The 12,782-nt window shown below is 64.3% G+C and carries 13 protein-coding genes; 5 read left to right on the forward strand and 8 right to left on the reverse strand.

Features of this window, described 5'->3' with window-relative positions; genetic code table 11:
* The first annotated feature begins 96 nt into the window (after positions 1–96).
* The gene (locus tag ACO054_RS18015; RefSeq protein ID WP_421707965.1) at positions 97–933 is read left to right on the forward strand and encodes a HesA/MoeB/ThiF family protein; all 837 of its coding nucleotides are present in this window, start codon (positions 97–99) and stop codon (positions 931–933) included.
* On the opposite strand, the gene ACO054_RS18020 is transcribed toward ACO054_RS18015, so the two are convergent.
* The 4 genes from ACO054_RS18020 to ACO054_RS18035 form a co-directional block, all read right to left on the reverse strand.
* On the reverse strand, positions 903–1,721 hold the full coding sequence (locus tag ACO054_RS18020; RefSeq protein ID WP_421707966.1) for a glycerophosphodiester phosphodiesterase family protein: 819 nt from the start codon (positions 1,719–1,721) through the stop codon (positions 903–905). The two genes, ACO054_RS18015 and ACO054_RS18020, sit on opposite strands and share 31 nt — an antisense overlap.
* The gene (locus tag ACO054_RS18025; RefSeq protein ID WP_421707967.1) at positions 1,718–2,464 is read right to left on the reverse strand and encodes a GNAT family N-acetyltransferase; all 747 of its coding nucleotides are present in this window, start codon (positions 2,462–2,464) and stop codon (positions 1,718–1,720) included. The genes ACO054_RS18020 and ACO054_RS18025 overlap by 4 nt, the downstream gene beginning before the upstream one ends.
* A gap of 76 nt (positions 2,465–2,540) precedes the next feature.
* A complete protein-coding gene (locus ACO054_RS18030; RefSeq protein ID WP_421707968.1) occupies positions 2,541–4,181 on the reverse strand; it encodes a PAS domain-containing sensor histidine kinase in 1,641 nt (546 codons plus the stop codon).
* A 26-nt stretch (positions 4,182–4,207) separates the two neighbouring features.
* A complete protein-coding gene (locus tag ACO054_RS18035; RefSeq protein ID WP_421707969.1) occupies positions 4,208–5,359 on the reverse strand; it encodes a DUF2336 domain-containing protein in 1,152 nt (383 codons plus the stop codon).
* Positions 5,360–5,749: 390 nt separating this feature from the next.
* Between ACO054_RS18035 and ACO054_RS18040 the strand changes: the two genes are divergently transcribed.
* From ACO054_RS18040 to ACO054_RS18055, 4 genes are all read left to right on the forward strand, one after another.
* Positions 5,750–5,986: a hypothetical protein gene (locus ACO054_RS18040; protein WP_421707970.1), complete on the forward strand. Its 237-nt coding sequence runs from the start codon at positions 5,750–5,752 to the stop codon at positions 5,984–5,986.
* A 217-nt stretch (positions 5,987–6,203) separates the two neighbouring features.
* On the forward strand, positions 6,204–6,779 hold the full coding sequence (locus ACO054_RS18045; RefSeq protein WP_421707971.1) for an NUDIX domain-containing protein: 576 nt from the start codon (positions 6,204–6,206) through the stop codon (positions 6,777–6,779).
* 72 nt (positions 6,780–6,851) lie between these two features.
* Complete coding sequence (locus tag ACO054_RS18050; protein ID WP_421707972.1) at positions 6,852–7,616, forward strand: AzlC family ABC transporter permease; 765 nt, start codon at positions 6,852–6,854, stop codon at positions 7,614–7,616.
* On the forward strand, positions 7,613–7,969 hold the full coding sequence (locus ACO054_RS18055; RefSeq protein ID WP_421707973.1) for an AzlD domain-containing protein: 357 nt from the start codon (positions 7,613–7,615) through the stop codon (positions 7,967–7,969). The genes ACO054_RS18050 and ACO054_RS18055 overlap by 4 nt, the downstream gene beginning before the upstream one ends.
* Positions 7,970–8,009: 40 nt before the next feature.
* Here the strand turns inward: ACO054_RS18055 and ACO054_RS18060 are convergent, their stop codons facing one another.
* From ACO054_RS18060 to ACO054_RS18075, 4 genes are read right to left on the reverse strand one after another with little or no spacing between them, the layout of a single operon-like run.
* Positions 8,010–9,176, reverse strand: a complete 1,167-nt coding sequence (locus ACO054_RS18060) for an ABC transporter permease (protein WP_421707974.1) — start codon at positions 9,174–9,176, stop codon at positions 8,010–8,012.
* A complete protein-coding gene (locus tag ACO054_RS18065) occupies positions 9,173–10,171 on the reverse strand; it encodes an ABC transporter permease (protein ID WP_421707975.1) in 999 nt (332 codons plus the stop codon). The genes ACO054_RS18060 and ACO054_RS18065 overlap by 4 nt, the downstream gene beginning before the upstream one ends.
* On the reverse strand, positions 10,171–12,201 hold the full coding sequence (locus ACO054_RS18070) for a dipeptide ABC transporter ATP-binding protein (RefSeq protein ID WP_421707976.1): 2,031 nt from the start codon (positions 12,199–12,201) through the stop codon (positions 10,171–10,173). The genes ACO054_RS18065 and ACO054_RS18070 overlap by 1 nt, the downstream gene beginning before the upstream one ends.
* On the reverse strand, positions 12,198–12,752 hold the full coding sequence (locus ACO054_RS18075) for a hypothetical protein (protein WP_421707977.1): 555 nt from the start codon (positions 12,750–12,752) through the stop codon (positions 12,198–12,200). The genes ACO054_RS18070 and ACO054_RS18075 overlap by 4 nt, the downstream gene beginning before the upstream one ends.
* Between the last annotated feature and the right edge of the window lie 30 nt (positions 12,753–12,782).

Below are 12,782 nucleotides of genomic sequence, written 5' to 3' on the forward strand. Positions count from 1 at the left end.
TCGAAACTCCGGCATGCCGGGCTGCGTCGGCCAGGGGTTAACGCGCCGCCGGGTCGGGAGATGCAAGAGCCTCCTGAGGGTACTATCTTCTGGTCCATGAACGGGAACGATCCTTTCGACTTCAGCGATAGTGAGATCGAGCGCTACGCGCGTCACTTGGTTCTGCCGGAAGTCGGTGAGCAGGGTCAGGCGAAGCTTCGGGCTGCGCGGGTGCTGGTTGTCGGCGCCGGCGGACTGGGGGCGCCGCTCCTGATGTATCTGGCGGCGGCCGGCGTCGGCACGCTGGGTGTGATCGATGACGATGTCGTCGATCTCTCCAACCTGCAGCGGCAGATTATCCACGGCACGGAAGACATCGGGCGGCCCAAGGTCGAGAGCGCCGCTGCAGCCCTCCAACGGATCAATCCCGAGGTCACGGTCGAAGCTCACCCGCTCCGCCTGACCGCGGACAACGCCCTGTCCCTGATCGCGGGTTACGACCTGGTCGCCGACGGCAGCGACAACTTCGCCACGCGCTATCTGGTCAACGACGCGGCCGTTCTGGCCGGCAGAACCCTGGTCTCGGCTGCGATCATGCGCTTCGACGGTCAGCTCTCGACCTTCAAGCCGCACGCGGGCGAAGCTCTCCCCTGCTATCGCTGTCTGTTCGGCGATCAGCCGCCGCGCGATCCCAAGATGTCCTGCGCCGACGTCGGTGTCCTGGGTGCGCTGCCCGGAACCCTGGGGGCCCTGCAAGCCACGGAAGTCGTCAAGGAGCTGCTGGGGATCGGCCGCTCGATGGCCGGACGCCTGCTGCTCTACGACGCGCTGGACGCAGGGTTTCGCGAAGTGCGCGCGAAGCGCGACCCGGATTGCCGTGTTTGCGGACCACGAGCCGACATCCGCGAGCTGAGAGCCGAAACCTACGCGCCCTCCCGGGCTGCCGCCGAATAGGGCGATGGCCGCTGGATCGGCGGCGGACTCGCGATCGGCAGGAGCCTATCCGGCAGATCGGTGATCAGGCAGTCGACATCCCACTCCAGAAAACGCTCGGCTTCCTCGCTCTGGTTGACCGTGAAGACGGCGAGTTGATAACCCGCGGCCTTGACGGCCCGCGCCTGCGCATGGGTCAGCGGTTCTCGCCAGAGATGAACAGACGTGCAGTCCAGCGTCTCCGCGTCCGCCTGCCAGTCGGCCGGAAGCTGTTCCCACAGGCGTCCGCGCGGCAACTGCGGGACTTGGTCCCTTGCCACCTCGAGGCAGGCCCGGGAGAAGGAGGAAATCAGCGGAGACGGACGGTCGGACGGCCAGAGTCGGCTCAGCAGATCCAGCGTCACCTTGGCCGTCTCGATGTCGCGGCCCGGCGTCGGCTTGAGTTCCAGATTGAGGCCCAGGCCGAAGTCGCAGAGCGCGGCGACAGCTTGTTCCAGTGTCGGAACGACTTCGCCGACCCAATCCCGTCGTCCCGGTTCGGTTGAAAACCAGGCCCCGGCGTCCAGCTCCGCAACGATAATGGAGCTGGTGGCGGCCACGTCAGCCGGGTGCGCGCAGGTCCGGGCAAAGTTGTAGTCGTGATGCAGGATCGGAACGTCGTCGCCCGTCAGCATCACGTCGATCTCGACCCAGGTCGCGCCCAGTTCGGCGGCCCTGCGAAGTCCGCCCAGGGTGTTTTCCGGCGCGCGGGCGGCGGCCCCGCGGTGCCCCATGATGCGCGGTAGGACGAGATCGCCGGCCCGAGTCACCAGCCGGCTTCCGCAACGGTGCAGCCCGCTTCGTAGACAGGCTGCGTGAGAGCGCTGAGAGAAAGTCGTTGCCGACCCTCGGCGTTGAAGTTGTCCGGGTCGAGCCAGCGCTGGAATAGACCGTCGAGCTCAGGCCAGAGCTGCTCGGTCACGGCGTACCACGCGGTGTCGCGATTCCGGCCTTTGTAGACGGTGGCGCTTTTGAAAACGCCCTCGAATCCCAGTCCCAGACGGCGGGCCGCGCGGCGGGACGGGGCGTTGAGTGCGTCGCACTTCCATTCGTACCGGCGGTACCCGAGGTCGAAAGCGTGGCGCATCATGACGACCATGGCTTCGGTCGCCAGGACGGTTCCGGCGAGCGAGGGTGAGAAGCAGATGTGCCCGACTTCGATACTGCCGTTGGCGGGGTCGATCCGCAGGAACGAGGCGACGCCGAGCGGCCTGCCGCTGTCGCGCTCCAGGATGGCGAAGAAGCAGGGATCCTGCCCGTCCTCCACGTCCCGCACCCAGGTCCGATAGGACTCCAGGGTCTCGAAGGGTCCGTAGGGCATGTAGGTCCAGAGTCTGTCGTCGGGATCGGCGGCATTGGCGGCGAAGAGGTCGGCTGTGTGGCTTTCCGTAAGCGGCTCCAGCCGGATCCTCTGGCCCTCTAGGGGGGCTTTCTCCGGCCTCCGTGGTGGCATCCAGTCCGCGACGGGCCAGCCGATGGGCTGACCCATGGTGTTGATGATGTGGTCCGGCATGACTGGCTCCCGCGCGATGCGGGCGGATCATAGCGGCAGCGGATGTCGGAACAAGTGCGCGATGAGGCTGCCGCGCTTAGGCCTGGGCCGAGGCGACCTGCGTGACAACGCGCCACGCGGGTAGCCGTACGGTCACGCAGGTACCGCCGGGTTTCCGACTTTCGATTTCCAGCGTCCCGCCGTGTAGCTCAACCAGCCCCTTGCTGAGGGGCAAACCGAGCCCGGTTCCCTGAAACTTTCGAGACAGAGAGCTGTCGACCTGGCCGAAGGGAGAAAGCGCGACCCCGATCTCGTCGCTATCCATGCCGATCCCGCTATCCTGCACCCGAAGCAGGAAGTCTCCGCTTGCGGCCACGCCCGCCTTCAGGCTGATGCGGCCGCCGCGCTCCGTGAACTTCACCGAGTTGCTGAGAAGGTTCAGAAGGACCTGTTTGATTGCGCGTGCGTCCAAGGTCACTTCCGGCAGACCTTCGGCGATCACCAGTTCCAGCGTGACGCCGTTCTCCGAAGCGCGGGCATCGACCAGTCGGGCCGTCGAGCGGATCAGGGCGTTCAGATCTGTCTCCTCGTCGTCGATGCTCAGCTTGCCGGCCTCGATCTTCGAGATATCCAAGATGTCGTTGATGAGCTCGAGAAGGTGCCCTGCGCTCTGATGGATGTCCTGAGCGTACTCTGCATAGACTGGTGTCCCGATCGGACCGAAGGCTTGGGTCATCATGATCTCGGAGAAGCCGATGACCGCATTGAGCGGCGTGCGGAGTTCGTGGCTGATGGCGGCCAGGAACTCCGACTTGGCCCTGTTCGACGCCTCGGCGGCTTCCTTGGCCTGCAGGATCGCGTGTTCCCGCAAGCGCTCCAGCGTCAAGTCGTGTGCGGTCCCGCGATAGCCGGCGAATGTGCCGTGATCCGGGTCGTAGAAGGGGACTGCCGAAAGTCGGAACAATCGGGAGCGACCTTCGCGGTCCATGATCTCGACTTCCACATCCCGGAACGGCCGCCGCCATTGTGTGGTCAGCAGCTCCGACAGCTTCGGTGACTTCCCAAGGTCCAGCAGACTGCGTCCGATCAACAAGCGTGGGTGCTGGCCGAGCGTCTCGTTGACCCTCTGGCTTACGTAGGTAAGGCGCAAGTCGCGATCCGTTTCCCAGACCCAGTCGGTCACCAGGCGGACAATGTCCTCGAAGCGCTCGCGGACATTCTCGGAGCGCGGACCGACAGTATCCAGAGGACGGCGGGATAAGCGGCCCGACAGCAGCTTTACGGTCTGATCCGCATCGAGCAAAAGCGAGATGTCGATAAGCAGAAGCTCTTCGCCGCTTGGCAGGCTCAAAGGTTGCCTGCGGCGCGGCAGACTGTGCCAACCTTCGCTGTGAGCTTCGAGTATCAGGCGGTCGTGCGCGAAGGCCAGGGCTTCCGAAATCAGGCGGTCCAGAAGCGCGGGTTCGGCATGGTCGAGCAGAGGCAGCAAAGCCTGCAGGGAGACGTTGCTGTGAAGCAGGCGCCCGTCCTGGTCCGTTAGGAAGCTGGCATCCGCTTCTTCACATTGACGTTTCAGGCCGAGCAGGATCAGGTCGGCACTTGCCGGGCGTTCCTTGCCTGGCCTCCGCCCCTTTTTCACCTGGCTTCCGGTTCGGGAAACACCTGGTTCTCTCCCGCTGATCGGGCCCTCGGTCAACTCCAGAGGCGCGGGCAGATCGTTGTCGGGAAGATCGGTCATGGACGGGGCTGGGTCCGCACGTCTGTCTAGACAGCTGCCTGTTTCAGTCGGCTCTCTTCAAGGCGCCTGACGGCGTAAAGGTACTCGGGGTTGCGTTGCCAGCGGCGCAGCACCTGCTGGGCGGCGTCCGGCTTGACCCGATCGAACAGGGAAATCACACGGGAGAGCTCGCGCGGGTCCACGACTTGATCGCCGGGACGGCCTTTTCGACTCAGCAGGAAGATCGACGTGAAGGCCGGCTTGTCCACGGCAAGGGCACGGCAGGCAATGACCAGCCCTTCGCCGCCCGGTTCGTAGATCAGGCGCCCGATCAGCCGGCGCCGCAGTCCGGTCATCTGCGCGAACATCGCCTCGAACAGGGATATCTCGCCCTGTCGGAGGGTCTGAACCAGCATATCGGGCGTCAAGCGTTTCGCCTCGGCGAGCTGCTGGGCGAGCCGACTGGCGGCATCGTCCTGGGGTTCGCCTGGGGAGGCAGTTGCCGGAAGGGTTTCCAGCGTTTCCAAAGCGACATCTTCGAGAAGATCGTCGAGCTCTGTCGGGTCGATGTCGTAGTTGTCGAGAATGTAGCTGCGCAGCGCAGCGCCGACCCAAAGGCACATGCGCCGAGCAAGCTGCGGCGATAGGTCGGAGCGGCGGACTAACGGTTCCTGGTAAGAGTCGACGCGCCTGCTTTCCTCGACCAGGTACTCCAGCGTCGCTTCGGAGATGCGGGCATTCGGATTGTCCAGCAGGGCTTTTATAACGTCTATATCGCCTGCCTCGACCAAGGCCTCCGAGACAAACTCGCTGACTTCGCGGCGCATGGCGATGGACAGTTGATGCTGTTGAGTGCGGTGATGAACGATCTCGACGAGATCGATGTCGCGCAGGATCGAGGAGGTGACCAGAACCGGCCTCGCGACCTCGATATCGTCGTTTGCGAGAAGTTTGACGATTTCCAGCGGCGCATCCTGGCGCCGCGCCAGCCGCTCGCTCACCTCGCGCCGAACCCGCATTTCAACGTCGCGCAGCAGCTTGCTGAGAATGTCGGTCATCAGCGCGTGCTCGCGCTCGTTCAGCACACGGCCATCTTCTGAAAAAAGGTCGGCGACGGTGTCGAGCAGCAGCCGTCGCCCTTCCGCGGACTTATCTCTCGCAAGGCCGAGCAGTTGATCGAGTTCGCCGTGAACAACCATAATGACGTTTGCCCCTTGAAGGCTTCCCGATGACTGGTCCGAGTTTGACTGACTAAGCAACCCCTAAGCATGTCGGATCGAAAGACCGGGATCTCCTAAGGCTTCGAAGTTGGACCGACGCCGTAAACATTGTCTTAAAAACGGAATTCCGCTGCTCGGCGAATCAGCGACTTACCTGCGGCTTTACTGGGCCTGCAGGCGGATCGGGCCTTGTTAGGGGGTCCGTTGAGTGAAACTAAGGTGGTGCGGGGGACCAAGCGCGACTCCAAAAGATACTACCTGAGCAAGAATTACCGCGATTTTGAGGAAAATCGCAATTACAATAAATATACGGTAAATTCCACTTACCGCTTTACGCTTTCTTAAACCGGGATCCGCTAGTCTGCTTACATGCAGATCGATACCGGCCAGATCCGTCTCGGAGTTGATTTCTTTCAGGCTTTGCAGGGGCTCCCCCGTGCGGACGCCGCTCCGATGCCGGGTGCCGGCGCCGTCGCAGAAGCTGCGGCAGCCGTGTCTCAGACAATCAGCGCTGAAGGTGTGGAAGCGGCTGAATCTGCGGCGCGTGCGATGGCTGAAACCGGCGACGTCAAACCACGCGGCTCGTACCTCGACATTCGCGTCTGAGCGTCCCGAAAATCAGTCTCGTTTCGTGGCGGAGGCTTGGGCCTCCGCATCTCAAGGTCTCCGGCTGAGGGTTTGGTCGACTATATCGTTTCGGAAACGGTTTGGACTCCCGTAGCACCGCGGCGCAACTGCAACGACGGTGCATCTCCAGCCTCCGCGACCTGATCGTCCGTCTTCCGCTTGCCGTTGTCGGCCGCCGGCGCCATCTTTGTGCGCCATGAGCCATCCGCCGTCCGCCAGCCCGAGGTTTGCCCGCGCCATACCGGAGGGGGATGATCGCGAAAGATCGGTGTGTTCGGACTGCGGTTTCGTCGACTACGAAAACCCCAAGGTCGTGGTCGGGACCGTTGCGACGATCACGCTTCCCGAGGGCGAACGCATTCTGCTCTGCCGCCGCGCCATCATGCCGAGGGCCGGCTTTTGGACTCTCCCCGCCGGCTATCTGGAGCTGAACGAGTCACCTGCGGTCGGTGCGGCTCGCGAGGCCTGGGAAGAGGCGCGTGCCAAGCTGGAGATCGATCAACTCCTGGCGGTCTATGCCATCGAGCGAATCAGTCAGGTTCAACTGATCTACCGGGCGCGGCTCGTAGATCCGGCGGTGTCGGCTGGCCCGGAAAGCCAGGAGGTGGGCCTCTTCGCCTGGGGCGAGATCCCGTGGGATCACCTTGCCTTTCCCTCTGTGGAGTGGGCGCTGTCCCATTGGCGGGAAACTTCCGGCGAGTCGGCTTTTGCACCGAGAAGCAACCCCTCCGGCGAGACCGGTCGCATGAGCGGCCGTTTCGCGGCCGGCTGAGCCGGCCCGGCAAGGCAGCCTTTCCCAACCGGCAGTTCTTCCCTTTCGACCTTCGGGCTAGTTTTGTTCGGCATGTCCGATAGGCCGTCCCTCTCAACCGCCATTGCGCCAGAAGTTCCCGCGAAGCCGTCGGTTGCCTATCGTCGCGGCTTGCGCGAGGCCTTCGGGGCGCCCTCGCTGGTTCTCTTTGCCAGCTACTTGGGGTTCGGCGCTCTGGTCCGGGATAGCGACCTGCACATCCTTCATGGCTTTTTCTCGACCGCGACCGGCTGGGCGCTGCCCGGCCAGATCGTCCTGGTCGAGCTCTATGCGGCCGGGGCTCCCTTACTGGCCATCGTTGCCGCCGTTGCCCTGACCAACGCCCGGCTGCTGCCGATGACCGTCGCGCTGCTTCCGCTCGTCAGGTCCCCGCGCTGGCCGCGCTGGCTCTACTACCTCGCGGCCCACTGGATCGCCGTGACGGGCTGGGCGGCGGCGCTGAAGGCCTGCCCGAATCTACCGCGGGATGAACGCCTTCCCTATTTTCTCGGGTTCAGCACCACGCTCTGGACGGCGACCTTCGCGGCGACCGGTTTCGGTTTCTGGTTGGCCGGATCGATGCCGCCACTGGTCTCGCTCGGGCTGGTGTTCCTCAACCCGCTCTATTTCATGCTGATCTTTGCCGGTGACGTGCCGACCCGCCTGAGACTCTATGCGCTGGTCCTGGGTGCGCTCGCCGGGCCGGCCTTCCATCTGCTGGACCCGGATTACGGCCTGCTGCTCGCGGGGCTCGTTGCCGGAACCTCGGCCTTCCTGCTCGGCGGCGGCCACCGTGCCTCTCCCGGAGCGGCGGCGTGACCTCGGATTTCTTCGCCTCGGACTTCTGGTTGCCAATTGGCGTCATGCTGGTCGGCGCGGCAGTAACCTACGCTTGGCGCGGGCTGGGCGTGGCTCTTTCGGGGCGGCTCGACACCAATTCGCCGCTGTTCGTCTGGGTGTCCTGCGTTGCCTATGCGCTTCTCGCCGCTCTGATCGCCCGGATGATCGTGCTGCCTTTCGGTCTTCTGGCGGAAACCGAGACTCTGGACCGGATCTTGGCGGCAGTTCTCGCGCTTGCCGTTTTCTTCGCCGCGCGCCGCAATATTCTGCTCGGCGCTCTAGCCGGCTCCGGATCCCTGATGCTGCTGGTCTGGCTGCGCGCAGTGGCGTGATCGTCCAGCGCTTTTGGGATCCGGGTTTACTTGCGCGGGACTACTTGTAGGGGTCGGCGGCGTCGCGCAGGCCGTCGCCCAGGAAGTTGAAGGCGAGCACCACCAGGATCACGGGCACGACGGGCAGCATCAGCCAGGGATAGAGCGCCACGACGTTGATGTTCTGGGCCTCGGTCAGCAGCACGCCCCAAGACGTGACTGGAGGGCGCAGACCGAGGCCCAGAAACGACAGGGCCGTCTCGGCCAGGATCATGGTTGGGATGGCGAGACTGGCCGAGGCGATCAGGTGGCTGGTAAAGCTCGGAAGCAGATGGCGTCCGATGATGCGCACCGGACTGGCGCCCATGAGTTGGGCCGCCGTCGCGAAGTCCTCCTCCCGCAGCGACAGAAGTTTGGACCGCACGGCGCGAGCTAGGTCGGGCCACTCCAGCAGAGCCAGAATAATGGAGATCCCGAAAAAGACGAGGATCGGAGACCAGGTCACCGGCAGGATCGCCGAGAGTGTCATGAACAGCGGAATGGTCGGAAAGGAGCGCAGGATCTCGATGGCGCGCTGCACGGCCTCGTCCACCAGTCCGCCGTAGTAGCCGGCCAGTCCGCCGAACAGCATGCCGAGCAGGAAGCTGAGAGCGACGCCGATCAGCCCGATGGTCATGGAGATTCGGGCTCCGTAGACGATCCGGCTGAAGAGGTCGCGGCCCAAGCGGTCGGTGCCGAACAGAAAGAACGTGCCGCCCTCTGCCGCGCAGACGAGATGCAGATCGGCCTCGAACAGGCCCCAGAATTCGTAGGAGTCCCCGGCACAGAAGAACCGCAGCGGCTGCACCTTCTCCGGGTTCGGAACGTATTCGCGCCGCAGGTTCTGCATGTTCAGGCGATAGTCGAAGCCGTAGACGAAAGGCCCGATGAACTCGCCCTCGTGGAAGAGATGCAGGCTTTGGGGCGGCGCGTAGATGTGCCGGGTGTCGCGGCTGTGCAGGTTGTAGGGCGCGACGATCTCCGCCAGCAGCACGATCAGATAGAGCAGGAGCAGGAGGATACCTGACGCCAAGGCAAGGCGGTGGCGTTTGAACTTCCACCAGATGATCGTCCACTGACCGGCCTGGTAGTAGCGTTCCTGCTCGGCCGTCAGCGGCGCTTCGGTTCCCGGCTCGAAGGGTTCCGGGTTGACGTAGTGGCCGTCGCGCTCCTGCCGAAGGTCGGTCATCGGCGACGCCCTCCGGTGAAGCGGATACGCGGATCAAGGGCCGCCAGAGCCAGGTCCGAGAGCATGACGCCGATCACCACCAGCGTCGCCTCGAACATCAGGAAGGCGCCCGCCAGGTACATGTCCTGGCTTTGAAGCGCGCGTAGCAGCAGTGGACCGTTCGTGGGCAGCCCGAGCACGACGGAGACCAGCACCGCCCCGGAGATGATCTGCGGCAGGAGGTTGCCGACGTCGGCGATGAAGGGGTTGAGCGCCAGGCGCAGGGGGTACTTGAAGACCAGTTTGCCCTCGGACAGACCCTTGGCCCGGGCCGTCACCACGTACTGCTTGTGTAGCTCGTCCAGTAGGTTCGCGCGCAGGCGGCGGATCAGCGCGGCGGTGCCGGCGGTGCCGATCACGATCATCGGAATCCAGATGTGCTCCAGGACCGAGCCGACCTTCTCGAAGCTCCAGGGTGCGTCTTCCAGCGCCGGGTCCATCAGGCCGCCGATCGAGGTGCCGAACCACACGTTGGCGAAATAGAGCATCACCAAGGCCAACAGGAAGTTCGGCGTCGCCAGCCCGAGGTAGCCGATCAGGGTGAAGACGTAGTCGCCGGTCGAGTACTGGCGCACGGCGGAGTAGATGCCGATGGGAAAGGCGACCAGGTAGGTGAAGAGCACCGTCGCCACGGCGATGATAGCGGTCAGGAGGAAGCGGTCGCCGATCACCTCCGAGACTGGAAGCTGGTACTCGAAGGAGAACCCGAGATCGCCCTGCAGAAGGCCGCCGACCCAGGTGAGGTATTGCAGCCAGACCGGCTGATCGAGGCCGTACTGCTCTCGCAGGAAGGCGATCCGGCTCTGGTCGACGGCTTCGCCCTGGGCCTGAAGTTCGGCGATGTAGGTTTCCAGGTAGTCGCCGGGGGGAAGCTGAATGATGAAGAAAACCACCGCCGAGATGACCAGCAAGGTTGGTATCATCACGAAGATCCGGCGGGCGACGTAGGGCAGCATCAGTACAGGCCCATCCGTCCGGCTTCTTTGGGATCTCCGGGTTCGATTCCGGCGGTACTGTCGCGGGCCGCGGCGACAGCGTCGAGGCTGTCCGGCCAGGCCCGCAGGTAGTGACCGTCACCCAGATCGATCATTTTCAAGGCCTCGCCGGCTCGTGGCGCGAAGGCCGCTGGCCAAGCCTCGGGAATGCTGGCTTTGCCGTTCATCAGTGCGGCCAGGTCAAGCGGTCGGTCCGGGTTCGGCTCGGGCACGGCTGAGACCAGCGCGCGCGTGTAGGGGTGAAGCGGGTTTTTGAACAAGGTCGCCTTGGGCGCCAGCTCCACCAACTGACCTTGGCACATGACGGCGATCCGGTCGGCGATGTAGTCGACGACGGCAAGGTTATGACTGATGAAGAGGTAGGTCAGGCCAAGCTCGTCGCGCAGGTCCTTCAGGAGATTGAGAATCTGTGCCTGGATGGAGACGTCGAGGGCGCTCACGGGCTCGTCGCAGATCAGCAGATCCGGCATGAGGGCCAGAGCTCGGGCGATCCCGATGCGTTGTCTCTGCCCGCCGGAAAAGGAGTGCGGATAGCGGCGCAGGTGGCGTACGTCCAGGCCGACGACGCGCATCAGTTCCTTGACGTAGTCCGCGCGCCAGGAAGGATCGCCGAGGCCATGGATCTGCAGCGGTTCGCTTAGGATCTCGAAGACGGTCATGCGCGGGTTCAGCGAGGAAAAGGGATCTTGGAAAACGAACTGGATGCGCCGCCGAAACTGCGTCAGGGCATCGCCCTGCAAGGCGAGAACGTCCAGTGGCCGGCCGCCATCGTTGAAGACGACCGATCCGCTGTCGGGGTCGAGCGCGCGCATGACGATCTTCGACAGAGTGGTCTTGCCGCAGCCGCTTTCGCCGACCAGGCCCAGACACTCCCCCCGCTGGACCGTGAAGCCGACATCGTCCAGCGCCGTGACCTCGGCTGCTGCTGTCCGTCCCCAGTGACCTAGGAAACCGCCCTTGCGGATCGTGAAGGTCTTGGTCACGCCCTCGATGCTGAGCAGCGGTGTTTCGGCACCGCCTCTCTCGGTCGTCTCCGGCTCCAACTCGTCAGGCCCCATCTCGTCGGATTGCTTCACCCCGCGCTCGGGCCAGGAGGCCTTCGCTGCGAGCAGCATGGCGTGGCCGTTGTGCTCGATCTCGCGAAGCGGCGTGAGCCGTTCGTCTTGGGCCATGTCGAAGCGCGGAACGGCCTTCAGCAGGGCACGCAGATAGGGGTGACGCGGATCGCGGAAGATGTCCTCCAGGCCGCCCGCTTCCATGATTTGGCCGCGATACATCACCACGACCTGCTCGGCGACATTCGCCACGACGCCCAGATCGTGGGTGATCATCAGCATAGCCATGCCCAGTTCGGCCTGCAGATCCCCGATCAACTTGAGGATCTGCGCCTGCACCGTTACGTCCAGCGCAGTTGTCGGCTCATCGGCGATCAACAGCGCCGGGCGGCAGACCAGGGCCATTGCGATCATCGCCCGCTGGCGTAGGCCGCCCGAAAGCTCGAAGGGGTAGGTCTTGAGCGCTCTCTGCGGATCGGGAAAGCCCACCAACCTGAGTGTCTCGATGACGGCCTCGCGCGCCGCCGCCGCACCGACGTTGCGGTGCAGCGTCAGGGCCTCGCCGATCTGATCGCCGACGGTATGGACCGGCGAAAGCGACGTCATCGGTTCCTGAAAGATGATCGAGATGCGACCGCCCCGTAGGGACCGCATTTGCGGACCACTTGGCGGCAGAGCGGCAATGTCGCGCGTTTCGCCGTCGGCGGGATCGGTGAAGAGGATGGCGCCCCCGGCAATCACCGCCGGTTTCGGCAGGATCCCCATGATCGCCTGACTGATCACTGACTTCCCGGAGCCGGACTCGCCGACCAGGGCTACCGTTCCGCCGGCGGGCACCGTGAAGCTCGCGCCTCGAACGGCTTCGAGCCGCCCCTCCGGCAAATCGAACGCGACCCGGAGGTCGCGCACGTCGAGAAGGGGCGGAGCGGAGCTCACAGCTGAAGCGCGTCCATCGGCCGTGGCCGGGGTGTTTCGCTATCGGCATCCACCCCGATATCCAGAAGGTTGCCGGCCGTCGTCGGATCCAGGGAGAGATTGTTGTCGCGTGCCGCGCGCGCAGCATGCCAAGCGACGTCCTTGAAGCCCAGAAGGTTGGAGTCGAACTTCAGCTTCCGGCCGTTGCCACGCAGCGTCAGCTCCAGAAAGCCGCCGCCCGAGGCCCTGTCGCCGCGCGCCTGGCGACGTGTTCCGTAGAACCGCAGTCTGACCTCGCGCAAGGCTTGCCACGGCAGATCGCGCGTACCGATCGCCTTGACGAAGACGGCCTCGGGCGTCACGGCGACCTGGGTCAGATGCTGCCGCACGGTGCGCAGACCGAACAGTGCGAAGACTGCGCAAAGACCTCCGAAAATGCCGACGACCCAGGGACTGGACGGATTGCTCACGGCGATCAGAAGTCCGAAGGCCGTGCCGACCCCGGACCTGATGTAGTCGCCCACCAACGCGCGCGGCGGATAACGATAGAATACGGTGTCGAGATCGCTCATCGCGGCGCTGGCTGTGTCCTTTCTATTTGC

The organism is Algihabitans sp., assembly GCF_965226985.1.
In the GTDB taxonomy this organism is placed as follows: Bacteria; Pseudomonadota; Alphaproteobacteria; order Kiloniellales; family DSM-21159; genus Algihabitans.